Consider the following 23,740-nt stretch of genomic DNA (forward strand, 5'->3'; position numbering starts at 1 on the left):
AGACCCTTGCTCTCCCACGGGCTCGATCACCCAAAGATGCTCCGGTCTCCCGTCCGCCACCGCACCTGCCTTCATAGCAGAGTCGGCAAGAAACAAGTTACAAAGAGGCTGGCACCGGCGTTCGCGATCTCTTCTCCCCTCGGGGAGAAGGTGGCCCGAAGGGCCGGATGAGGGGGCGTTTCACATAGTCACTTGGAGAAAAACATGGAAACCATCGGCTTCATCGGCCTCGGCATCATGGGCGCGCCGATGGCGGGGCATCTGCTAGACGCCGGTTATCAGGTCGTCGCCAGCGACCACCGCTCGAAACCGCCGGCCGACCTCGTCGCCAAGGGCCTGAAGGTCGTCACCGGCCATGATGCCGTCGCGCGTGCCGCCGACATCGTCATCACCATGGTTCCGGATACGCCGCAGATCGCCGACGTGCTGTTCGCTGAGAATGGCGTCGCGTCCGGCCTCACTAAAGGCAAGCTGGTCATCGACATGAGCTCGATCTCGCCGATCGAGACCAGGGCCTTCGCAAAAAAGATCAACGATCTCGGCTGCGACTATCTCGATGCGCCGGTGTCGGGCGGCGAGGTCGGCGCCAAGGCGGCGTCGCTGACCATCATGGTCGGCGGCGAGGAAACAGCCTTCGAACGCGCCAGGCCCATCTTCGAGAAGCTTGGCAAGAACATCACTTTGGTCGGACCCAACGGCGTCGGCCAGATCACCAAGGTCGCCAATCAGATCGTCGTCGCGCTGACCATCGAGGCCGTCGCCGAAGCGCTGGTTTTTGCATCGAAAGCCGGCGCCGACCCGGCCAAGGTCAGGCAGGCGCTGCTGGGCGGGCTCGCAAACTCGCGCATCCTGGAAGTGCATGGCGAGCGCATGATCAAGCGCAGCTTCGCGCCCGGCTTCCGCATCGAACTCCACCAGAAGGACCTGAATCTCGCCCTTGAAGGCGCGAAAGCGCTCGGCGTCGCCCTGCCCAACACTTCAACGACGCAGCAATTGTTCAACTCCTGCGCGGCCAACGGCGGCGCTAAGGAAGATCATTCGGCGCTGGTTCGGGCGCTGGAGCGGATGGCGGGATGTGAAGTGGGTGAATAGTGAATAGTGAATGGTGAATAGGTAGTCAGTTGCAGATAGGTGAGTAGTTGGTAGTGAATTGGTCACGACTTACGGACAGTCTCACCATTCACCATTCACCATTCACCCTTTCAAAAATTTCCCCGCCGCATAAAGCGCCACCGCGGCGGCATTCGACACGTTGAGCGAGCGGATGGCACCGGGCATGTCGAGCCGGGCCAGCGTCGTCACCGTCTCGCGCGTCTTCTGGCGCAGGCCTTTGCCCTCGGCGCCAAGTATCAACGCGATCTTTTCTCCGGCAAAGCTCGTTTCGAGCTCCGCCGGCCCGTCTGAATCCAGGCCGATCGTCTGGAATCCGGCCTCGTGCAGCTGCTCCAGCGCATCGGCGAGGTTCTTCACCTCGATCTGATCGATGTGTTCGAGCGCGCCGGAGGCCGACTTCGCCAGCACGCCGGATTCCTGCGGGCTGTGGCGCGCCGTGGTGATCAGTGCGCCGGCGCCGAAGGCGACCGCCGAGCGCAGGATCGCGCCGACATTGTGCGGATCGGTGATCTGGTCGAGCACCAGCACCAGCCTGGCGTCGCCAAGCGCATCGAGCCGCTTCGGTTTCAGCGGCTCGGCCTCGATCAGCACGCCCTGGTGAACGGCATCCGAGCCGGTGACCTTGTCGATGTCCCTGGGTTCGACCAGTTCCGCCTTGAAGGGCAAAGCGCCAAGGTCGGCGATTGCCAGCCGCTCGGCAGCGTTGCGCGTCACCAGCATCTTCTTGATTTTGCGGCGCGGATTGTCGAGTGCGGCCCGCACCGTGTGCAGCCCGTAGAGCCGCACCAGCCCATCCGCCGGGTTCTCGCCGGGCGGCACCGGCTGGCGTGGCCTGAATGCAGGCGCGCCACCGCTCTTCTCGTCGCGATGCGCGCGGCGCAGCTTGGCGTAGTGGGTGTCTTTAGGGGTCTTGGATTTGTTATCGTTGCTCATGGCCGGCTTCTATAGCCGTGTCGTCCGGCCATGGATACAGCCGCAGAAGCTGCTTGTCGGGCGAGGTGCGAAATTCAGCGCTTTTTGCCGGACTGTTGCGGTTGACAGTTTTGGGCGCTGCCGCCATAAGGCGCTTCGCGGAAGGGCTGCTCAGGCAGCCGCGACGCGTCGATGCCTCGTTGCATGGCTCCGGCGGCAGACTGGAGAGGTGCCCGAGTGGTTAAAGGGGACGGACTGTAAATCCGTTGGCTATGCCTACGTTGGTTCAAATCCAACCCTCTCCACCACTGCCGGCCCGGAAGCCCTGAAACGCAGAGCGAGCGTCGGAGCGGATCCGATGCTTGACTGAAAGGCGCGGGTATAGCTCAGTGGTAGAGCAGCAGCCTTCCAAGCTGAATATGCGGGTTCGATTCCCGCTACCCGCTCCAGATTTCCCCCAAGCCGCGGCGCACCTCGCGCACGATGCCGAAGCAGGCACCCCCAAGCGAAGCGCTTTGCCGATAGTTCAAAGTATTCGTTGCGCGTCCGGACGGACGCGCATCTTAATCTGTGTTATCGTTGTCCCGAACCGCAGGCGGCGTTGGGCGACAGGCGTCAGCTCGCGAATTTGCTGAATATGGACGCGAGCTGGTTCTGCTGCGGCACTTGCCCGTTCGGCGTCAACTGGTCGACAAGCCCTGGCAAGGCTGCGGATAGCTGCTTGAGCAGGTCCTGCTGGTTCAGGCCCGTCCTTTGCGCGATCTCCTGGATGATTTGTGGCCCGAGAGCACTGCCCAGATCGCTGGGGTTGATCGGCTGGTTCTGACCGGTACCGACCCACGAATTGGCAACGTTGCCGTGGCCGGCGTCCTTCAGTTTGTCGAGCAGGCCGCCCAGACCGCCGAGCAGGCCGCCATCGGCGGATGTGGTTGTATCGGGCGGGATGGGGGCAGGGCTTTGCGCTGCCTCCGTCTGGGCGGAACTTCCACCGCTCAGCATTTTTCCCACCAAAAGTGCGCCGAGCGCGATCATCAGCGGCTTGGCGACGTTGCCGCCGGGAACGGCATTGTCAAACAGTCCCATTGTGGATCTCCATGTCAAATTGCCCGTCCGTCTCCAACAATGACGCATCCATGGCGAATTTCAAGCCGGTTTGAGCTTTCCGTAATCATGATTTTCAAGTTGGCTTGAGCTTTGCTTAATAATGTGGAAGTAATCGGGCGCGGGGAACGGAGAGGAAAAATGTCAATATTAAGCTGGATTATTCTCGGCGTCATCGCCGGCTTCATAGGCAGCAAGATCGTCAATAAAAGCGGGCAAGGCCTGGTGCTCGACATCGTGCTCGGGATTGTCGGCGCCATCGTCGGCGGGCTCATCTTCAGCGCTTTTGGCGCGTCGGGCGTTACCGGGCTCAACATCTATAGCCTGATCGTAGCCGTGGTCGGTGCGGTGGTTGTCCTGTGGGCCTATCATCAGTTCAGCGGCAAGAGGGCTCTGTAGAAGCCGTCCGGCAGTTGCGTCGGCATTCACCCGAATGCCGACCGCCTATCTGATCCTTTTGAGGACTTCGCGGATCAGCGTGTTGAGGCCGGCTTCCAGCCCTCTCACCATGATCGGCCATAATTCCTCGAGCAATCGCTGCCATACGGCATCGCGCCCAATCCTCACCGGCAGATTTGGCATCGCGCCCATTGCCGCCGTCACGTCGCGGCGCAGCCGCTCGCCACAGGCGCTTGCGCCGCTGATCGTCGGATCGAAGGGCAGCCGGGTGAAATCCCATTTTCCGCGCTGCTCGATGCCGAGATTGCTCTCGACTTCGGCATGCGACAGCACCGTTTTGGGCGTGACCTTGATGCGGTAGTATTTGCAGAGTTCGGCGACGACGGCGGCCATCGCGTCCCACTGCGCCCTGGTCATCGGATAGCGGCCGGCATCGAACGGCCTTTGCTCCGCGCCGGCCATGCAGCAGAGCGAAACCCCGATCGAGCCGCCGTTGCAGTTGAGCGTGTGCGCGGCATATCCCGGTTTTACCCGGCCTGAATTGAGCGCGATCGAAGGCCGGCCCCTGACCAGGCGGCCATTCCCCTCGACCAGTATGTGATACGCATCCCTGTCGGTATCGCCGGCCGAATGCGAGCCGGCCGTCCAGTGGCAAATGACGCGCTTCATCGCAACATTGGGCAACCAGTCGGGCGGCAATGCCACAGAAATCCCCGCGACATAAGTTCAGTGACGGAGCACAGTATAGTTTCCTTGGCGGCGGGCGCGAAAACGAAACGATAATTTGGTTGAGCGTTTTCTAACGGTCAGCTATTCGCCGGCATCTCCGGCGACCGCGTGTTCTCTGTATTGCGGCAGATCGTCGGTGATCGTGAACCACTTCGCCTTGGAGCCGACGAAGATGTGCTGCGTCGGGCGGATGGTCGGCTCGTCGACCAGGGTTCCCATGGCGACATGCACGAAGGCGCCATCGCGGACCACCGAATAGAGCAACGAGCCGCAGGTCTTGCAGTGCGCGTCATGGCCGGTTTCGTCGCCGAAGATCGTGAGATTGTCCTCGCCCCTGGTCAGGCTCAGCCTGTCGCGTTCGATGCCGGCGAATGGCTTGAAGGCCGAGCCGGTGGTGCGCCGGCAGTTCGAGCAGTGGCAGTTCGCGGCATAGACGAACGCGTCCGCCACCGCGTACTGAACGGCGCCGCACAGGCACTTTCCGATAAGCCTGCGGTTGCGTGAATTCTGGTTGTCATCCGGGCTTGCCACGCGCTCCTCCCATTATGCAGGCTGATTTCAGTTTCAAGCGACGACGGTCAACCGGCGCTTGCGCTCGTCGAGCGAGACGATGGTCAACCCGCTGGCCACCACCAGCAGGATGCCGCCGATGGCCAGCGCATTCGGGAGCTGCCGGAAAACCACCAGGCCTGAAATCACCGCCCAGACGGTAAAGCAATAGTAGAACGGCGCTACCACGCTGGTCGGCCCGACGCGATAGGCCATGAAGATGAAGAAGTGGCCGAAGATCAGGAACAGTCCGGCGCCGCCCATCAGCAGCAGGTGACGGATTTCAGGCACCACCCACTGCTCGGAAACCAGATGCGCAACGCCGGCGCCCGCGAGCACGACAATCACCGCGGAAATAGCTACGACCATTCCCGGCACGTCGGCGGCGACCTTGCGTCCGGCCAGATCGCGCGCCGCGGACAGGGCGGCATTGCCTAGCGCCAGCAGGGCGTAGACGGAAATCCCCTGCATCGTCGGTTGTGCCACCATCACGGCGCCGATAAAGCCGAGCCCGATCAGCGCCAGGCGCAGCCCACCGATCCGTTCGCCAAACAGCATCGAGGAGCCGACCAGCATCAGCAAGGGCGTGATCTGCCCGAGCGCGGTCGAATCGGCGATCTGCATGTTGGCGAGCGCCACCACGTAGCAAAGGATCGCACCCAGTTCGAGCATGTTCCTGCGCAAAACCTTGGCGTCGAGGATCAGCGGGATCTGCTTGCCATAGCCCAGCATGAACAGCAGCGGAAAGCCCCACAATGTTGCCGCAGCGCCGCGCAGGAACAGCACCTCATAGGGCGGCAGTCCCGCGGTTGCGAGTTTCATCATCGTGTCGTTGACGATGTAGGACCCGGTCGAAACGACCATGAACAGCGGGCCTCGTATGGCAGTCGGGATGAAATGCATCGGCCTACGAAATCAGACCGGCGCCAGGGCGGCAATGGGCCAGATCCGGCTGTAAATCCGTCAAAGCCGTCAGCCGCAGCCGCAACCATTCCATTTGCCCTTGTTCGTTCCTATATCCGCGCCACATTCTCCGAAACCGGATCACGCGTTCGGGCGGGCGAGCGCGCTCGGCGACAAGGCACTTGTGTTTTTCGGCCTTAGTCGCTAATCGCCCCGCATTCGACTGAACTGAAGGTCCAGGCCATCCCCAGGCCGTCCAAGGAAAGAGACTATGGCAAAAGGTAAATTCGAGCGCACTAAGCCTCATGTGAACATCGGCACGATTGGTCACGTCGACCATGGCAAGACGTCGCTGACGGCGGCGATCACCAAGTATTTTGGCGAATACAAGCGCTACGACCAGATCGACGCGGCGCCCGAAGAGAAGGCGCGCGGCATCACCATTTCGACGGCGCACGTCGAATACGAGACCGCCAACCGCCACTATGCCCATGTCGACTGCCCCGGCCACGCCGACTATGTCAAGAACATGATCACCGGTGCTGCGCAGATGGACGGCGCGATCCTGGTGGTGTCGGCCGCCGACGGCCCGATGCCGCAGACGCGCGAGCACATCCTTTTGGCCCGCCAGGTCGGCGTGCCCTCGATCGTGGTGTTCTTGAACAAGGTCGACCAGGTCGACGACGCCGAGCTGCTCGAGCTGGTCGAGCTCGAGGTGCGCGAGCTTTTGACCAAGAACGAGTTCCCCGGCGACGACATTCCGATCGTCAAGGGTTCGGCGCTTGCCGCCCTTGAAGATAGCGACAAGAAGATCGGCGAGGACGCCATCCGCGAACTGATGGCTGCGGTCGATGCCTACATCCCGACGCCGGTTCGTCCGCTCGACAAGCCGTTCCTGATGCCGATCGAGGACGTGTTCTCGATCTCGGGCCGTGGCACGGTGGTGACCGGCCGCGTCGAGCGCGGCGTCGTCAAGGTCGGCGAGGAGCTGGAGATCGTCGGCATCCGTCCGACCACCAAGACGACCTGCACGGGCGTCGAGATGTTCCGCAAGCTGCTCGACCAGGGCCAGGCCGGCGACAACATCGGCGCGCTGCTGCGCGGTGTCGACCGTGAAGGCGTCGAGCGCGGTCAGGTCCTGGCCAAGCCCGGCACCGTCAAGCCGCACAAGAAGTTCGTTGCCGAAGCCTACATCCTGACCAAGGACGAGGGCGGCCGCCACACGCCGTTCTTCACCAACTACCGTCCGCAGTTCTATTTCCGCACGACGGACGTGACCGGCATCGTGTCGCTGCCGGAAGGCACCGAGATGGTGATGCCGGGCGACAACATCACCGTCGATGTCGAGCTGATCGTGCCGATCGCCATGGAAGAGAAGCTGCGCTTCGCCATCCGCGAAGGCGGCCGCACCGTCGGTGCCGGCATCGTCGTCACCATCAAAGAGTAGTCGCCGGCGCTGCCGGTTGAGATCGGATGCAAAGGGGCGGTCTTCGGGCCGCCCTTTTGATTCTGATATTCTGGCAATGGATTAACCGCATTGCTTCAAATCCTGTTGCAAGCGCCTCTGCCATAACTAGTATAGGTTGCATCGAGGGGGGCTGCCCGAATGGTTCCATGGCGCCGTTTGCATAGTCAGGCATGGTGGTCGCTAGGGCTGATCTGCCTGGTGTCGTTGCTTGCCATGGGCCACGCTGCCTTCGCAGCGGATGCAAAGAAATCCACGCCGGAAAAATCCGCGCCGGATTTCGGCCCGACGATGCGGTTCGTCGTCGTGCGCAGCAGCGCGCCGGGCTGCGAGCCGACCTGTCCGGAATGGATATCGGCGGAAGGCTCGATAGAAGCCGGCACGCCGGCCCTGTTCAAACGCGCGCTGAAAGCGCTTGGCGGCCGAAAGCTGCCGATCGTCGTCGATTCCCCCGGCGGCAATGTCGAAGCGGCGCTGACACTTGGTCGCCTGATCCGCAAGAACAAGCTCGATATCGCCGTCGGCAAAACCCGCTTCGTCGGCTGTCTGCCAGATGTGAAGAACTGCAAGGAAAACGACGGCAAGAGCGCCCGTTATTTTGGCAATGCTTATGCCGATGGCGCCATCTGCAATTCCGCCTGTCCGCTGATGTTTTCCGGCGGCATCCGGCGCGTGGTAGGCGAATGGGCCTTTCTCGGCGTCCATCAGATCACCACGACCTATATCCGGACGAAATTGCTGTACCGCACCACCTATCGCATGGTGAAGGGCAAGAAGAAGATTCTCAGCACCAAGGTCGTCAGCCGGAAGAACGCCGGCAGCTACAAGACCTATGAGATGAACAAGCCGCTGGAGCGGAAGCTGGCGGCCTATCTGAAGGAGATGGGCGTCGGCCTGGGTGTGCTCGAGACCATGAAAAGCACACCGGCCAGCGGTATCCAGCAATTGTCTCCCTACGACATGCTGCAAATGAATCTCGTCACCAGCCGGGATGCCGTCGACCTGCTGACCGCGCCAACCCTATGCACGTCCGATCCGTTGCCGGCGAGTTGCAGGGAGGTGCCGGCGCCGGCGAACATCACGAAGCCGGCCGGCGAAGTGGTGGCGAAAGCCGAGCCTGCACCCGCAGGGCTCGAAACCCCGCGGCCGAAGGAGGTCGCAGACATGCGCTTCGTTGTGGTTCGCGGCAGCAATCCGCTGTGCAATCCCAACTGCCCGGAATGGATCTCGGCCGAAGGCGCGATTGCGCCTCAGACCCCGCAGAAGCTGCGCCAGTTGCTCGCCATGCTTGGCAACCGACGGCTGCCGGTGGTGGTCAGCTCACAAGGAGGCGACCTGTTCAGTGCTCTGGCGGTGGGGCGACTTATCCACGAAAAGAAGCTCGACATCGCCGTCGCCCGCACCGATTTCGTTGGCTGCGACCCGGGAGAGTGGAGTTGCTTGGCTAAAGAGGGCGCCTATGCCGGCCTGACCGTCGATTCGGGAGCGGCATGCGATTCGGCCTGCGCGCTCATGCTTGCCGGCGGCGTCAGACGGTTTGTCGGTCCGCAAGCGCGGCTCGGCATGTACCTGATGGGACAGCAGCAGATAATTAAGACCTATCTCGAGGACATGGCGATTGGTCCCGGTCTGTTCGCCGCGCTCGAGCAGCGCTCGGTCGAGCGCCAGCTCGAACCAGACCTAATGCTGAAGGTTGGACTGACGACGGGGCCGCAATCGGTGGACGCGCTGACGGGCGCCACCATCTGCAAGTCGTCGCCGAAGCCCGACAACTGCCGCGTTCTGCCGTCCGCCAGCGCCGAGGCAGAGACGCCGGCGAAGCTTTAGCGCAACCTTGCACTGGCCATCGAGGCAGGTTGAGCGGCGCTCGATGTTTCCGCTATCGTCCAGCGCGGTTGAAGACCAGCATCGGAGGGATCGCGAATGAGCCAGGATGTCCCGACATTGTTTGAATGGGCAGGCGGCTCTGAAGCGCTGAACCGCCTGACCCAAACCTTCTACGACAGCGTCTCTCGGGATCCCATCGTCGGGCCGGTGTTCAAACATATGTCGCCGGACCATCCCGCTCACGTCGCGGCCTTCATCGGCGAAGTTTTCGGCGGACCGAAAACCTACAGCGAAGAGCATGGCGGCCATCGCGAGATGGTGATGCATCATCTCGGCAAGCATCTGACCGAGGAGCAGCGCCGGCGCTGGATCAATCTTCTCGCCGACGCCGCCGACGAGGTCGGCCTGCCTGACGATCCCGAATTCCGCTCGGCTTTCATGGCCTATGTCGAATGGGGATCGCGGCTGGCCAAGATGAACTCCAACAAGGGCCCGACCTGCGATCCCGAGACCGAACCAATGCCGGCCTGGGGTTGGGGGGTGCCGGGCGGCCCATACAAGGCGCCTTCGGGAGACTGACCGGGGCGCAAATCGGTCGAAAACCCTGCCGCCAGGACCCGATTTGCGGGAAATGGGTGGCGGTGAATGGTTCGGTCCGCCAGGCTGGAACGGTTTGAGGCCGCCGTGGCTGGCGGGGGCCGCGCTGAAAAACCGGAGGCCTGCGATGGGATCGGACAGCAAAGCAAATTCTGACAGCAACCGCGGAATCCGAAATCCGTTTGGCGTCATGGACGTCCCCACTCCCGACGACGAGGAGGTGTCGGCGTTCGCCGCCGGCTTGAAACTGGAGGGAACTCCAAGCGATGAAAATGCCGAGGCATGGGGCACCGACCGCGACCGCGACCGCAACGACACCATCGAAGGCAGCTGGTCCAGCCGATGGAACGGCGGTGCCGATCCCACGATCCCGGGCGATAGCAAGCATAAATGGAAGTCCGGCCGGGGCGAGGTGAAGACGGCGGGAGAGAGGGTTTACCTGCTGTTCGATTGGCATGATGGCGTGCGCAAGGGGCTCATCGATGCGCGGCGCGAGGGTGCGAAAGGGCTGGTTGGAAAATACATCAATCTGACCGACCCGAAAATCGTGCGTCCCTGGGTCGGCTTGATCGTCAGCAATCAACGGATCGACGGGAAATGGCCGGGAGGACGCCTGGACTTTCGAAGATGAAGGCCGGGTAGCGCACGTCGCTCTTTACAGAGCGCGCGGAAGCTTTTAGGAAGCGCCTGCTGCGCCGACATGCGCATACGGGCATAGCTCAGTTGGTAGAGCGGCGGTCTCCAAAACCGCAGGTCGTAGGTTCGAGCCCTGCTGCCCGTGCCATTCTTTGAATGGATACCTAAAACGACTCTTTTGCAGTGCGGCCTTTGAAAATCGGCTTGTGACTTGCCATATGGCATAAGTTGCGGCATAAGGGCCGCATAGCCGGGACGGGACGACTGGATGGTTCCGAGGCGGCGTTTGGCCATAAAGCGGACACTTGCCACTTGCGTGGATCAAGAATCGGTTTTATGTAGACGAGACAGACACGCGACGCGTGGAGCTGGGAAGCCGGCTTTACGCGTCTGATTTGCATGGGCGAAATGATTGCGCTGATTCGGCGCGAACGCACGCTCAAGCGGCACGTCCCGGCCAGCGGGATCATCCAGGAGGCCCGGCCAACGGGTCTTGCAGACAGAGCGGCATATGGCTTCGAAAACCACAAATCCCTTCACCTTTCTCCAGCAGGTTCGCGCGGAGACCGCCAAGGTCACTTGGCCGTCGCGGCGCGAAACGATGATCTCGACGGTGATGGTCCTTGTGTTCGCGGTCATCGCGATGATCTTTTTCTTTACCGCAGACGTGGCCATGGGCTTTGCGGTCGAAAAAATCCTCGGCCTCGGACAGTAAGTCCGGCGATTACGGAGAAGTCTTGAAATGACCGCGCGGTGGTACATCGTCCACGCCTACTCGAACTTTGAAAAGAAGGTCGCCGAGGACATTGAGAACAAGGCCAAGCAGAAGGGCCTGTCCGCCGACATCGAGCAGATCGTGGTGCCGACCGAGAAGGTCGTCGAGATCCGCCGCGGCCGCAAGGTCGATGCCGAGCGCAAGTTCTTTCCGGGCTATGTGCTGCTGAAAGCCAATCTGACCGACGCCGTGTTCTCGCTCGTCAAGAACACGCCGAAGGTCACCGGTTTCCTGGGCGACTCCAAGCCGGTGCCGATCACCGAAGCCGAGGCCCAGCGTATCCTGAACCAGGTTCAGGAAGGCGTCGAGCGGCCGAAGCCGTCGGTGACGTTCGAGATCGGCGAAGCGATCCGCGTTTCGGATGGACCATTCGCGTCCTTTAACGGTTTCGTCCAGGAAGTGGACGAGGAGCGGGCGCGGCTCAAGGTGGAAGTTTCGATCTTCGGGCGCGCTGTGCCGGTCGATCTGGAATTCGGACAGGTCGAGAAGGGCTGATCCGAAATCCCTGCACCGGTTTCGGCGGCAGGGAAGGCGGCGCGGAGATCGCGCGGCCAAAAACGGGTGGGAGGCGAATGCGGCTTTAGCCGGCCGCGCGGACCGCACCACCAGACTGCAACCGCCGGCAAGACCGGCATGAGAAAAGGCAGGAAGAGAGATGGCTAAGAAAATTGCAGGCCAGCTCAAGCTCCAGGTTTCCGCGGGATCGGCCACGCCGTCGCCCCCGATCGGCCCGGCGCTTGGTCAGCGGGGCATCAACATCATGGAGTTCTGCAAGGCGTTCAACGCGCAGACCCAGGAAATGGAAAAGGGCTCGCCGGTTCCGGTCGTCATCACCTACTACCAGGACAAGTCGTTCACCTTCGTCATGAAGACGCCGCCGGTGAGCTACTTCCTGAAGAAGGCTGCCAACCTGAAGTCGGGCTCGAAGGAGCCGGGCAAGGTCAAGGCCGGCACGATCGGCCGCGACAAGGTGCGCGCCATCGCCGAGCAGAAGATGAAGGATCTGAACGCAAACGACGTCGAGGCGGCCATGCGCATGGTCGAGGGCTCCGCCCGCTCGATGGGTCTGGAAGTGGTGGGCTGAGATCATGGCAAAGATTGCAAAGCGTGTATCGAAGACCCGCGAAGGCATCGATCCCAACAAGGCTTACGCTTTGGGTGAGGCGCTGAAGCTGCTCAAGGATCGCTCCTCGGTGAAGTTCGACGAGACGATCGAAGTCGCGATGAACCTCGGCGTCGACCCGCGCCATGCCGACCAGATGGTCCGCGGCGTGGTCAACCTGCCGAACGGCACCGGCCGCAGCGTTCGCGTCGCCGTCTTCGCGCGTGGCGACAAGGCCGAGGAGGCCAAGGCCGCCGGCGCCGACATCGTCGGAGCCGAGGATCTGGTCGACATCGTCCAGAAGGGCACGATCGACTTCGACCGCTGCATCGCCACGCCGGACATGATGCCGCTGGTCGGCCGTCTCGGCAAGGTGCTCGGTCCGCGCGGCATGATGCCGAACCCGAAGGTCGGCACCGTCACCACCGACGTTACCGCCGCCGTCAAGGCATCGAAGGGCGGCGCCGTCGAGTTCCGCGTCGAGAAGGCCGGTATCGTTCACGCCAGCGTCGGCAAGGTCTCGTTCGACGTCAAGGCGCTGGAAGAAAACGTCCGCGCCTTCGCTGATGCGGTGACCAGGGCAAAGCCGGCTGGTGCCAAGGGCAACTACGTCAAGAAGGTGTCGGTCACCTCGACGATGGGTCCGGGCCTCAAGCTCGACGTCTCGACGCTGGCAGCGTCCTGATGCGTGCAAGTGGATCGGCGCAAAAGCGCTGATCCGTGAAAGAATTCCGGGCCTCCGACCTGTCGGCGGCCCGGTACCGGAAGTCGAAAGGCTTCCGGACATCCTGTCCGAGATTGCAGGCGGCCCCCAAGCCTTAGGTGATGTGGGCCTTAATTCATGTGGGCCTGCATGAGACGGGTGAAGACCGGACAAAGGAGCCACAAGCTCCAATGAAAGGTTCGAACCGTGTTTGCCTTTTGTCTGCGCACCGTCCGGCTTGCCGGCAGGTGTGGCGAAAGGGGGCAGGATCCTCGAGCGTCGTTCGGGAGATCCGTTACTGGATGGCCCGGCCGGCAAAAGGCAACCCGACGCCTGTCCTTCGTAGAGGGCAGGGGTCAACTGGAGATAGGCAGTGGACAGAGCGGAAAAACGCGAACTCGTCACGGGCCTGAATGATGCGTTTTCAAGCGCTGGTTCAGTCGTCGTGGCCCACTACGCCGGTATCACCGTCGCGCAAATGAACGACCTTCGGTCGAAAATGCGCGCCGCCGGTGGCACCGTCAAAGTCGCGAAGAACCGTCTCGCCAAGATCGCTCTTCAGGGCACGGACTCCGCATCGATCATCGAGCTGTTCAAGGGACAGACGCTGATCGCCTATTCGGAGGATCCGATTGCGGCGCCGAAGGTCGCGTCCGATTTCGCCAAGGGAAATGACAAGCTCGTCATTCTCGGCGGCGCAATGGGTACCACCTCGCTCAATGCCGACGGTGTGAAGGCACTCGCCACACTTCCGTCGCTCGATGAGCTGCGCGCCAGGCTGGTTGGCATGATCGCCACGCCGGCAACCCGGATCGCCCAGATCGTCAATGCGCCTGCGGCTTCGGTCGCGCGCGTCATCGGCGCTTACGCCCGGAAGGACGAGGCGGCATGAGGCCGTTCCTCGCTATCACAAACACACGTTCGAACCTTATGAAGGAACATTGCAATGGCTGATCTGGCAAAGATCGTAGACGACCTTTCGAAGCTGACCGTCCTCGAAGCGGCCGAGCTGTCGAAGCTTCTTGAAGAAAAGTGGGGCGTTTCCGCCGCTGCTCCGGTGGCGGTTGCCGCTGCCGGCGGCGCTGCGGCCGCTGCTGCTCCGGTCGAGGAAAAGACGGAATTCGACGTCGTCCTCACCGAGGCAGGCGCTCAGAAGATCAACGTCATCAAGGAAGTTCGCGCCATCACCGGTCTTGGCCTCAAGGAAGCCAAGGACCTGGTCGAGGCGGCTCCGAAGCCGGTCAAGGAAGCCGTTTCCAAGGCCGACGCGGACAAGTTCAAGGCCCAGCTGGAAGCAGCCGGCGCCAAGGTCGAACTGAAGTAAGCGTTGAGTACCGGGGGGCGGCGGCGCCCCGTCCGCCACTCCTTTCGCGTCGAAGGGAGGCTGCGTAACGCGAAGAGTGCGAAAACCTCTTTCCTGAGGGCCGCAAACCGGCCTTCAGGAAACGGGTTTTCTCCCGTTTCTGGCCCGCCGCCAATTGGCGCCGGGTGAAAAGACAAGAAGCCGCCGACAGGCGGCGGGCAACAAGGCAGGGCCGCCAAGGTGGCCCGAGATGCAAGGCGAGCCGCGGCGAGGCTCGTCCCGAGAATTGAGCTAAGGAGCGACGATGGCCCAGACCCAGACTTTCAATGGCCGCAGACGCGTACGCAAGTTTTTCGGAAAGATCCCGGAAGTTGCGGAGATGCCGAACCTGATCGAGGTTCAGAAGGCATCCTATGACCAGTTCCTGATGGTGGAGGAGCCCAAAGGTGGGCGTCCTGACGAGGGACTGCAGGCAGTTTTCAAGTCGGTCTTCCCGATTTCCGATTTTTCTGGCTCCTCGATGCTAGAATTCGTGAAATATGAGTTCGAGGGACCGAAATTCGACGTTGACGAATGCCGTCAGCGCGACCTGACCTATGCGGCGCCGCTGAAGGTGACGCTGCGCCTCATCGTGTTCGATATCGACGAGGACACCGGCGCCAAGTCGATCAAGGACATCAAGGAGCAGGACGTCTACATGGGCGACATGCCGCTCATGACCTTGAACGGCACCTTCATCGTCAATGGTACCGAGCGCGTCATCGTCTCGCAGATGCACCGTTCGCCGGGCGTCTTCTTCGACCATGACAAGGGCAAGTCGCACTCGTCCGGCAAGCTTCTGTTTGCCGCGCGCGTCATTCCCTATCGCGGCTCGTGGCTCGACATCGAGTTCGATAGCAAGGACGTCGTGCATGCCCGCATCGATCGCCGCCGCAAGATTCCGGTGACGTCGCTGCTGATGGCGCTCGGCATGGACGGCGAAGAGATCCTGTCGACCTTCTACAACAAGATCACCTACAAGCGCGCCGGCGACCATTGGCGCATCCCGTTCAACGTCGAGCGTTTCCGCGGCCTCAAGGCCGTTGGTGACCTGGTCGACGCCGACACCGGCGAAGTCGTCGTCGAGGCCGGCAAGAAGATCACCGCCCGCCAGGCCAGGGCGCTTGGCGAAAAGGGTCTCAAGGCGATCAAGGCGACCGACGAGGATCTGCTCGGCAACTACCTTGCCGAGGATATTGTCAACTACGGGACCGGCGAGATCTTCCTCGAAGCCGGTGACGAGATCGACGAAAAGACGCTGAAAGTGCTGCTTGGCACCGGTGACGATGAGATCAAGGTCCTCGACATCGACCACGTCAACGTCGGCGCCTACATCCGCAACACGCTCAACGTCGACAAGAACGAGAGCCGCCAGGACGCGCTGTTCGACATCTACCGCGTCATGCGCCCCGGCGAGCCGCCGACGCTGGAAACCGCTGAAGCCATGTTCAACTCGCTGTTCTTCGACAGCGAGCGCTATGATCTGTCGGCCGTTGGCCGCGTCAAGATGAACATGCGCCTCGAGCTCAAGGCCGAGGATACCGTGCGCGTGCTGCGCAAGGACGACATCCTGGCCGTGGTCAAGACGCTGGTCGAACTGCGCGACGGCAAGGGCGAGATCGACGACATCGACAATCTCGGCAACCGCCGCGTGCGCTCGGTCGGCGAGCTGATGGAGAACCAGTACCGCGTCGGCCTGCTGCGCATGGAGCGCGCGATCAAGGAACGTATGTCCTCGATCGAGATCGATACGGTGATGCCGCAGGACCTGATCAACGCCAAGCCGGCGGCTGCCGCCGTGCGCGAGTTCTTCGGTTCCTCGCAGCTGTCGCAGTTCATGGATCAGACCAACCCGCTGTCGGAGATCACCCACAAGCGCCGTCTTTCGGCGCTTGGACCGGGCGGTCTGACCCGCGAGCGTGCCGGTTTCGAGGTGCGCGACGTGCACCCGACGCATTACGGCCGCATCTGCCCGATCGAGACGCCGGAAGGACCGAATATCGGCCTGATCAACTCGCTTGCGACCTTCGCGCGCGTCAACAAATACGGCTTCATCGAGAGCCCGTACCGCAAGATCGTCAACGGCAAGCTGACCAATGAAGTCGTTTACCTGTCGGCTATGGAAGAGGCCAAGCACCACGTCGCGCAGGCCAATGCCGAGCTCGACAAGAATGGTCATTTCGTCGACGAATTCGTCATTTGCCGCAACGCCGGCGAAGTGATGATGGCGCCGCGCGAAAACGTCGATCTAATGGACGTGTCGCCGAAGCAGATGGTGTCGGTGGCCGCGGCCCTGATCCCGTTCCTCGAGAACGACGACGCCAACCGTGCGCTGATGGGCTCGAACATGCAGCGTCAGGCCGTGCCGTTGGTGCGCGCCGAAGCGCCGTTCGTCGGCACCGGCATGGAGCCGATCGTCGCCCGTGACTCGGGCGCCGCCATCGGCGCCCGCCGCGGCGGCATCGTCGACCAGGTGGACGCGACGCGTATCGTCATCCGCGCCACGGAAGATCTCGATCCCGGCAAGTCCGGCGTCGACATCTACCGGCTGATGAAGTTCCAGCGTTCGAACCAGAACACCTGCATCAACCAGCGTCCGCTGGTGCGCATGGGCGACCGGGTCAACAAGGGCGACATCATCGCCGACGGCCCGTCGACCGAGCTCGGCGATCTGGCCCTCGGCCGTAACGTGCTGGTCGCGTTCATGCCGTGGAACGGCTACAACTACGAGGATTCCATCCTCCTGTCCGAGCGCATCGTCGCCGACGACGTCTTCACCTCGATCCACATCGAGGAGTTCGAAGTCATGGCCCGCGACACCAAGCTGGGGCCGGAGGAGATCACGCGCGACATTCCCAACGTCTCGGAAGAAGCGCTGAAGAACCTCGATGAGGCCGGCATCGTCTACATCGGTGCGGAAGTGCAGCCGGGCGACATCCTGGTCGGCAAGATCACGCCGAAGGGCGAAAGCCCGATGACGCCGGAAGAAAAGCTGCTGCGCGCCATCTTCGGTGAAAAGGCCTCGGACGTGCGCGACACCTCGATGCGCATGCCTCCGGGAACCTTCGGCACCGTCGTCGAAGTGCGTGTCTTCAACCGCCACGGCGTCGAGAAGGACGAACGCGCCATGGCGATCGAGCGCGAGGAGATCGAACGCCTCGCCAAGGACCGCGACGACGAGCAGGCGATCCTCGACCGCAACGTCTATTCGCGTCTTTCCGACGTTCTCGTCGGCAAGGAAGCGATTGCCGGGCCGAAGGGCTTCAAGAAGGGCTCGAAGCTGTCGAAGGACACGCTCGACGAGTATCCGCGTTCGCAGTGGTGGCAGTTTGCCGTGGAGAACGAAAAGCTCCAGAGCGAACTGGAAGCCCTGCGTGGCCAGTACGACGATTCCAAGAAGGCGCTCGAGCAGCGCTTCATGGACAAGGTCGAGAAGGTGCAGCGCGGCGACGAGATGCCTCCGGGCGTCATGAAGATGGTCAAGGTCTTCGTGGCCGTGAAGCGCAAGATGCAGCCCGGCGACAAGATGGCCGGCCGGCACGGCAACAAGGGTGTCGTGTCGCGGATCGTTCCGGTCGAGGACATGCCTTTCCTCGAGGACGGCACGCATGCCGATATCGTGCTTAACCCGCTGGGTGTGCCGTCGCGCATGAATGTCGGCCAGATCCTGGAAACGCATCTGGGCTGGGCTTGCGCTGGAATGGGCAGGAAGATCGGCGATCTGATCGACGCGTACAAGACGGCGGGCGACATCAAGCCGCTGCGCAAGACGCTCGAGAGCTTCATGCCTTCCAACGACCGCAACGAGCCGGTCCGCGAATATGACGACGAGAGCATCGTTCGCCTCAGCGAGCAGATGCGCCGCGGCGTCTCCATCGCGACACCGGTGTTCGACGGCGCGCACGAGGCCGACATCAACATCATGCTGGAGCAGGCGGGCCTGCACACCAGCGGTCAGTCGCAGCTCTATGACGGACGCACCGGCGAGCCGTTCGATCGAAAAGTGACGATGGGCTACATATATATGCTCAAGCTTCACCACCTTGTGGACGACAAGATCCACGCGCGTTCGATCGGTCCGTACTCGCTCGTTACCCAGCAGCCGCTGGGCGGCAAGGCGCAGTTCGGTGGTCAGCGCTTCGGCGAGATGGAGGTCTGGGCGCTCGAAGCGTACGGCGCCGCCTACACGCTGCAGGAGATGCTGACGGTGAAGTCGGATGACGTCGCCGGCCGCACCAAGGTCTACGAGGCGATCGTCAGAGGCGACGACACCTTCGAGGCCGGCATTCCCGAGAGCTTCAACGTTCTCGTCAAGGAAATGCGGTCTCTCGGCCTCAATGTCGAGCTGGAGAACACCAAGCTCGACGACAACCCGATCCGGCTGCCCGACGCGGCCGAGTAAGCAAGACGTCCGGCCGCGGTCTTCCCGCGACCGGACGCACCAAATTCTCGGCCGATGGCCGATCAAGTCGGCGGGCGTTTGGCCCGCGCTAGATGCAAGGGGTTTTCGAGGACCCCGAAAAGGAGAACGGCATGAACCAAGAGGTCATGAATCTCTTCAATCCCCAGGCGCCCGCGCAGGTGTTCGATTCCATCCGGATCTCGCTTGCCAGCCCTGAGAAGATTCTGTCCTGGTCGTTCGGCGAGATCAAGAAGCCGGAGACCATCAACTACCGCACCTTCAAGCCGGAGCGTGACGGCCTGTTCTGCGCGCGCATTTTTGGCCCGATCAAGGACTATGAGTGCCTGTGCGGCAAGTACAAGCGCATGAAATACAAGGGCGTCATCTGCGAGAAGTGCGGCGTCGAAGTCACGCTGTCGCGCGTCCGCCGCGAGCGCATGGGCCATATCGAGCTGGCGGCACCGGTCGCCCACATCTGGTTCCTGAAGTCGCTGCCGTCGCGCATCGGCACGCTGCTCGACATGACCCTGAAGGACATCGAGCGGGTCCTCTACTTCGAGAACTACATCGTTACCGAACCCGGCCTCACCGCGCTGAAGGAGCACCAGCTGCTCAGCGAGGAAGAGTACATGATGGCCGTCGATGAGTATGGCGAGGATTCGTTCACCGCCATGATCGGCGCCGAGGCGATCCACGACCTTCTGGCCGGCATGGACCTCGAGAAGATCGCCGGCGATCTGCGTTCTGAGCTGGCTTCGACCACCTCCGAGCTCAAGCAGAAGAAGTACCTGAAGCGGCTCAAGGTCGTCGAGAACTTCATGGAGTCCGGCAACCGTCCGGAATGGATGATCATGAAGGTGGTTCCGGTGATCCCGCCGGATCTGCGCCCGCTTGTCCCGCTGGACGGCGGCCGTTTCGCCACGTCGGATCTGAACGACCTCTATCGCCGCGTCATCAACCGCAACAACCGCTTGAAGCGGCTGATCGAGCTGCGCGCGCCCGGCATCATCGTGCGCAATGAAAAGCGCATGCTGCAGGAAGCCGTCGATGCGCTGTTCGACAACGGCCGCCGCGGCCGCGTCATCACCGGCGCCAACAAGCGTCCGCTGAAGTCGCTGTCCGACATGCTGAAGGGCAAGCAGGGGCGGTTCCGCCAGAACCTGCTCGGCAAGCGCGTCGACTATTCCGGCCGCTCGGTCATCGTCACCGGTCCGGAGCTCAAGCTGCACCAGTGCGGCCTGCCGAAGAAGATGGCGCTCGAGCTGTTCAAGCCCTTCATCTACGCCCGTCTCGACGCCAAGGGTTACTCCTCGACCGTCAAGCAGGCGAAGAAGCTGGTCGAGAAGGAGCGTCCGGAGGTCTGGGATATCCTCGACGAGGTCATCCGCGAGCATCCGGTGCTGCTGAACCGCGCACCGACGCTGCACCGCCTTGGTATCCAGGCGTTCGAGCCGATCCTGATCGAAGGCAAGGCGATCCAGCTTCACCCGCTGGTCTGCACGGCCTTCAACGCCGATTTCGACGGCGACCAGATGGCGGTCCACGTGCCGCTGTCGCTGGAAGCGCAGCTTGAAGCCCGCGTGCTGATGATGTCGACCAACAACATCCTGCACCCGGCTTCGGGCGCGCCGATCATCGTGCCGTCGCAGGACATGGTTCTCGGTCTCTACTACCTTTCGATCGTCAATCAGAACGAGCCGGGCGAGGGCATGGTGTTTGCCGACATGGGCGAACTCCAGCACGCGCTCGAGACCAAGGCGGTGACGCTGCATGCCAAGATCAAGGGGCGCTTCCGCACGGTCGACGCCGACGGCAAGGTCGTGTCGAAGATCTACGACACCACGCCTGGCCGCATGATCATCGGCGAGCTGCTGCCGAAGAACCACAACGTGCCCTACGAGACCGCCAACCAGGAGATGACCAAGAAGAACATCTCCAAGATGATCGACACCGTCTACCGCCATTGCGGTCAGAAGGAGACGGTCATTTTCTGCGATCGCATCATGGCTCTCGGCTTCAGCCACGCCTGCCGTGCCGGCATTTCGTTCGGCAAGGACGACATGCTGATCCCGGACGCCAAGATCAAGCTGGTCTCCGACACCGAGGCTTTGGCCAAGGAGTACGAGCAGCAGTACAATGACGGTCTGATCACCCAGGGCGAGAAGTACAACAAGGTCGTCGACGCCTGGGCCAAGTGCTCGGAAAAGGTCGCCGACGAAATGATGGCCCGCATCAAGGCGGTCGAGTTCGAGGACAACGGCCGTCAGAAGCCGATGAACTCGATCTACATGATGTCGCACTCCGGTGCGCGCGGCTCGCCCACCCAGATGCGCCAGCTCGCCGGCATGCGCGGCCTGATGGCCAAGCCTAGCGGTGAAATCATCGAGACGCCGATCATCTCGAACTTCAAGGAAGGCCTCACCGTGCTCGAGTACTTCAACTCGACCCACGGCGCCCGCAAGGGTCTGGCCGACACCGCCTTGAAGACGGCGAACTCGGGTTACCTGACGCGTCGTCTCGTCGACGTGGCGCAGGACTGCATCGTCAACTCTCTCGACTGCGGCACCGACAAGGGCCTCACCATGCAGCCGATCGTCGATGCTGGTCAGGTCGTCGCTTCGGTTGGCCAGCGCGTTCTCGGCCGCACCTCGCTCGACGACATCACCCATCCGGTCACCGGCGAGGTTCTGGTCAAGGCCGGAACGCTGATGGACGAGCGTGACGTGGAACTGATCGAAAAGGCCGGCGTGCAGTCGGTTCGCATCCGTTCGGCGCTGACCTGCGAGGTCAGGGTCGGCGTCTGCGCGGTCTGCTACGGCCGCGATCTGGCCCGCGGCACGCCCGTCAACCAGGGCGAGGCTGTCGGCGTCATCGCGGCGCAGTCGATCGGCGAGCCGGGCACCCAGCTCACCATGCGTACCTTCCACATGGGCGGCACGGCGCAGGTGGTGGATTCCTCGTTCCTTGAAGCCTCCTATGAGGGCAAGGTCGAGATCCGCAACCGCAACGTGGTGCGCAACTCCGACGGCCAGCTGATGGTCATGGGCCGCAACATGGCGGTGCTGATCCTCGACGAAGCCGGCAAGGAACGCGCCACGCACCGCGTCACCTACGGTTCGCGCATCTTCGTCGACGATGGCGACAAGGTGAAGCGCGGCCAGCGTATCGCCGAGTGGGATCCTTATACCCGCCCGATCCTCACCGAAATCGAGGGCAGGGTGGCATTCGAGGATCTGGTCGATGGCATTTCCGTTCAGGAAACCGCCGACGAATCGACCGGCATCACCAAGCGCGAGGTCATCGACTGGCGTTCGACGCCACGCGGCAACGACCTCAAGCCGGCGATCGTCGTCCAGGACGCCAAGGGCAAGGTCGGCAAGCTGTCGAAGGGTGGCGACGCCCGCTTCCTGCTCTCGGTCGAGGCCATTCTTTCGGTCGAGCCGGGTGCACAGGTTCGCCCCGGCGACGTGCTGGCGCGTATCCCGATGGAAAGCGCCAAGACCAAGGACATCACCGGCGGTCTGCCGCGTGTGGCCGAACTGTTCGAGGCACGCCGTCCGAAGGATCACGCCATCATCGCCGAGATCGATGGCACGATCCGCTTCGGCCGCGACTACAAGAACAAGCGCCGCATCATCATCGAGCCGCATGACTCGACGCTTGAGCCGGTCGAATACCTGATCCCGAAGGGCAAGCCGTTCCATCTCCAGGACGGCGACGTCATCGAGAAGGGCGACTACATCCTCGACGGCAATCCGGCGCCGCATGACATCCTGGCGATCAAGGGCGTGGAGGCGCTTGCCTCCTACCTCGTCAACGAAATCCAGGAGGTCTACCGACTGCAGGGCGTGTCGATCAACGACAAGCACATCGAGGTGATCGTTCGCCAGATGCTGCAGAAGGTCGAGATCACCACGCAGGGCGATTCGACCTACATTCCGGGCGACCACGTCGATGTGATCGAGCTGGAAGAGGTCAATGAGCGCCTGGTCGAGGAAGGCAAGAAGCCGGCCGAAGGCCAGCCGGTGCTGCTCGGCATCACCAAGGCCTCGCTGCAGACGCCGTCCTTCATCTCCGCCGCCTCCTTCCAGGAGACGACGAGGGTGCTGACCGAAGCTGCGGTTGCGGGCAAGACCGACATGCTGCAGGGGCTGAAGGAAAACGTCATCGTCGGCCGGCTGATCCCGGCCGGTACCGGCGGTACGATGAGCCAGATCCGGCGCATCGCCACCTCGCGCGACGAGTTGATCATCGACGAGCGCCGCAAGGCGTCCGGCGTCGAGGTCGCCGAGCCGATGCTGACCGACATGGTTAACGCCGCGCAGTAAGCGCGCAAGAAAGAGAAGATAGAAAAGGGGCCTAAGTGGCCCCTTTTCGCATTTTGGTTCCTCAATCGGATCGGAGGAGAACGATGAGCAGGAAGATCTGGGCTTCTGTCGACGACTACATTGTCGAAGCTCTTTTCGAGGCGGATCCCGCTCTTGATGCCGTTCTGGCGGCCAACCATGATCAGGGCCTGCCGCCTATCGACGTTTCCCCGGCACAAGGCAAGCTGCTGTCACTTCTTGCGCGAATGCAGGGAGCAAAGAAGGTACTCGAAATCGGCACATTGGGCGGCTACTCAACAATCTGGATGGCGCGAGCATTGCCGATGGACGGCAAGGTCGTGACGCTCGAGCTTGATCCGCACCACGCCAGTGTCGCGCGGTCGAACTTTGAACGGGCAGGGGTGTCTGACCGTGTGGAACTGCGGGTCGGACCGGCGCTTCAATCGCTTGCGGCCTTAGGCGCCGAGAATGCCGGGCCGTTCGACTTTATCTTCATCGACGCCGACAAGCCGAACAACCCGCGCTATCTGTCCTGGGCCATGCGTCTTTCGAGGCCGGGGACCGTCATCGTCTGCGACAATGTCATCCGTGACGGCGCGGTGGTGAATGAAGATGGTCGCGATGCCAATGTCGAAGGGGCACGCGCGGCGTTCTCGTTCATCGGCAGCGACAAACGTCTGGAAGGCACCGCGATCCAGACTGTTGGCGCCAAGGGCTATGACGGCTTTGCAATAGCGATCGTCAATTGAACTTAGGCGGTGAGCGGCCGGACCAGCGGTGCGGCCGACGCCCACTAACGCCTCCACCACATTGCGCCTGCCGAGCATGACGGCGTTGGCCGTCTTGATCGGTGGCGC

Annotated in this window: 20 protein-coding genes and 3 tRNA genes; 18 read left to right on the forward strand and 5 right to left on the reverse strand. The window is 62.3% G+C overall.

Annotated features, from left to right (window positions below; genetic code table 11):
• Positions 1–204: 204 nt before the first annotated feature.
• Positions 205–1,092 (forward strand): 2-hydroxy-3-oxopropionate reductase, encoded by an 888-nt coding sequence (locus tag NKH30_RS26770; protein ID WP_352997521.1) that lies wholly within the window; start codon positions 205–207, stop codon positions 1,090–1,092.
• Positions 1,093–1,194: 102 nt separating this feature from the next.
• On the opposite strand, the gene NKH30_RS26775 is transcribed toward NKH30_RS26770, so the two are convergent.
• The gene (locus NKH30_RS26775) at positions 1,195–2,046 is read right to left on the reverse strand and encodes a TrmH family RNA methyltransferase (protein ID WP_352997522.1); all 852 of its coding nucleotides are present in this window, start codon (positions 2,044–2,046) and stop codon (positions 1,195–1,197) included.
• A gap of 202 nt (positions 2,047–2,248) precedes the next feature.
• Here NKH30_RS26775 and NKH30_RS26780 point away from each other — a divergent pair.
• Together NKH30_RS26780 and NKH30_RS26785 are read left to right on the forward strand one after the other, a co-directional pair.
• A tRNA-Tyr gene (locus NKH30_RS26780) sits at positions 2,249–2,333 on the forward strand.
• Positions 2,334–2,400: 67 nt separating this feature from the next.
• A tRNA-Gly gene (locus tag NKH30_RS26785) sits at positions 2,401–2,474 on the forward strand.
• Between the two features lie 166 nt (positions 2,475–2,640).
• Here the strand turns inward: NKH30_RS26785 and NKH30_RS26790 are convergent.
• Positions 2,641–3,108, reverse strand: coding sequence for a YidB family protein (locus NKH30_RS26790; RefSeq protein WP_352746804.1), 468 nt, complete (start codon positions 3,106–3,108; stop codon positions 2,641–2,643).
• Between the two features lie 159 nt (positions 3,109–3,267).
• Between NKH30_RS26790 and NKH30_RS26795 the strand changes: the two genes are divergently transcribed.
• A complete protein-coding gene (locus NKH30_RS26795; RefSeq protein ID WP_023717513.1) occupies positions 3,268–3,525 on the forward strand; it encodes a GlsB/YeaQ/YmgE family stress response membrane protein in 258 nt (85 codons plus the stop codon).
• Positions 3,526–3,570: 45 nt separating this feature from the next.
• Here the strand turns inward: NKH30_RS26795 and NKH30_RS26800 are convergent, their stop codons facing one another.
• The 3 genes from NKH30_RS26800 to NKH30_RS26810 all read right to left on the reverse strand — a co-directional run bounded on the left by NKH30_RS26800 (position 3,571) and on the right by NKH30_RS26810 (position 5,706).
• Complete coding sequence (locus tag NKH30_RS26800; protein WP_352823015.1) at positions 3,571–4,230, reverse strand: peptidoglycan recognition protein family protein; 660 nt, start codon at positions 4,228–4,230, stop codon at positions 3,571–3,573.
• Positions 4,231–4,335: 105 nt separating this feature from the next.
• Positions 4,336–4,785: a GFA family protein gene (locus NKH30_RS26805; protein ID WP_352997523.1), complete on the reverse strand. Its 450-nt coding sequence runs from the start codon at positions 4,783–4,785 to the stop codon at positions 4,336–4,338.
• 33 nt (positions 4,786–4,818) lie between these two features.
• Positions 4,819–5,706, reverse strand: coding sequence for a DMT family transporter (locus NKH30_RS26810; protein ID WP_352997524.1), 888 nt, complete (start codon positions 5,704–5,706; stop codon positions 4,819–4,821).
• Positions 5,707–5,977: 271 nt separating this feature from the next.
• On the opposite strand from NKH30_RS26810, the gene tuf reads away from it, so the two are divergent.
• The 14 genes from tuf (at position 5,978) to NKH30_RS26880 (ending at position 23,632) form a co-directional block, all read left to right on the forward strand.
• Positions 5,978–7,153 (forward strand): elongation factor Tu, encoded by a 1,176-nt coding sequence (tuf, locus tag NKH30_RS26815; RefSeq protein WP_254817137.1) that lies wholly within the window; start codon positions 5,978–5,980, stop codon positions 7,151–7,153.
• A 159-nt stretch (positions 7,154–7,312) separates the two neighbouring features.
• Positions 7,313–8,998 (forward strand): COG3904 family protein, encoded by a 1,686-nt coding sequence (locus NKH30_RS26820; protein WP_352997525.1) that lies wholly within the window; start codon positions 7,313–7,315, stop codon positions 8,996–8,998.
• Positions 8,999–9,094: 96 nt separating this feature from the next.
• Complete coding sequence (locus NKH30_RS26825; protein WP_352997526.1) at positions 9,095–9,577, forward strand: group II truncated hemoglobin; 483 nt, start codon at positions 9,095–9,097, stop codon at positions 9,575–9,577.
• 145 nt (positions 9,578–9,722) lie between these two features.
• Positions 9,723–10,226, forward strand: a complete 504-nt coding sequence (locus NKH30_RS26830; protein ID WP_352997527.1) for a hypothetical protein — start codon at positions 9,723–9,725, stop codon at positions 10,224–10,226.
• 77 nt (positions 10,227–10,303) lie between these two features.
• Positions 10,304–10,379 (forward strand) — tRNA-Trp (locus NKH30_RS26835).
• A 363-nt stretch (positions 10,380–10,742) separates the two neighbouring features.
• Entirely contained in the window at positions 10,743–10,946 is a 204-nt protein-coding gene (secE, locus tag NKH30_RS26840; RefSeq protein WP_023680439.1) for a preprotein translocase subunit SecE, read from the forward strand.
• A gap of 27 nt (positions 10,947–10,973) precedes the next feature.
• Positions 10,974–11,501 (forward strand): transcription termination/antitermination protein NusG, encoded by a 528-nt coding sequence (gene nusG, locus NKH30_RS26845; RefSeq protein ID WP_006333333.1) that lies wholly within the window; start codon positions 10,974–10,976, stop codon positions 11,499–11,501.
• Positions 11,502–11,661: 160 nt separating this feature from the next.
• On the forward strand, positions 11,662–12,090 hold the full coding sequence (gene rplK / locus NKH30_RS26850; protein ID WP_023680440.1) for a 50S ribosomal protein L11: 429 nt from the start codon (positions 11,662–11,664) through the stop codon (positions 12,088–12,090).
• Positions 12,091–12,094: 4 nt separating this feature from the next.
• Complete coding sequence (gene rplA / locus NKH30_RS26855) at positions 12,095–12,793, forward strand: 50S ribosomal protein L1 (protein WP_352997528.1); 699 nt, start codon at positions 12,095–12,097, stop codon at positions 12,791–12,793.
• A 391-nt stretch (positions 12,794–13,184) separates the two neighbouring features.
• Entirely contained in the window at positions 13,185–13,703 is a 519-nt protein-coding gene (gene rplJ, locus NKH30_RS26860; RefSeq protein ID WP_008875657.1) for a 50S ribosomal protein L10, read from the forward strand.
• 54 nt (positions 13,704–13,757) lie between these two features.
• Positions 13,758–14,135: a 50S ribosomal protein L7/L12 gene (gene rplL / locus NKH30_RS26865; RefSeq protein WP_023680442.1), complete on the forward strand. Its 378-nt coding sequence runs from the start codon at positions 13,758–13,760 to the stop codon at positions 14,133–14,135.
• Positions 14,136–14,418: 283 nt separating this feature from the next.
• Positions 14,419–18,555 (forward strand): DNA-directed RNA polymerase subunit beta, encoded by a 4,137-nt coding sequence (gene rpoB / locus NKH30_RS26870; RefSeq protein ID WP_352457481.1) that lies wholly within the window; start codon positions 14,419–14,421, stop codon positions 18,553–18,555.
• A 131-nt stretch (positions 18,556–18,686) separates the two neighbouring features.
• A complete protein-coding gene (rpoC, locus tag NKH30_RS26875) occupies positions 18,687–22,883 on the forward strand; it encodes a DNA-directed RNA polymerase subunit beta' (protein ID WP_023680444.1) in 4,197 nt (1,398 codons plus the stop codon).
• Between the two features lie 83 nt (positions 22,884–22,966).
• On the forward strand, positions 22,967–23,632 hold the full coding sequence (locus NKH30_RS26880) for an O-methyltransferase (RefSeq protein ID WP_352997529.1): 666 nt from the start codon (positions 22,967–22,969) through the stop codon (positions 23,630–23,632).
• Positions 23,633–23,740: the final 108 nt, after the last annotated feature.

Source organism: Mesorhizobium sp. M1273 (assembly GCF_040318195.1).
Lineage (GTDB): Bacteria > Pseudomonadota > Alphaproteobacteria > Rhizobiales > Rhizobiaceae > Mesorhizobium.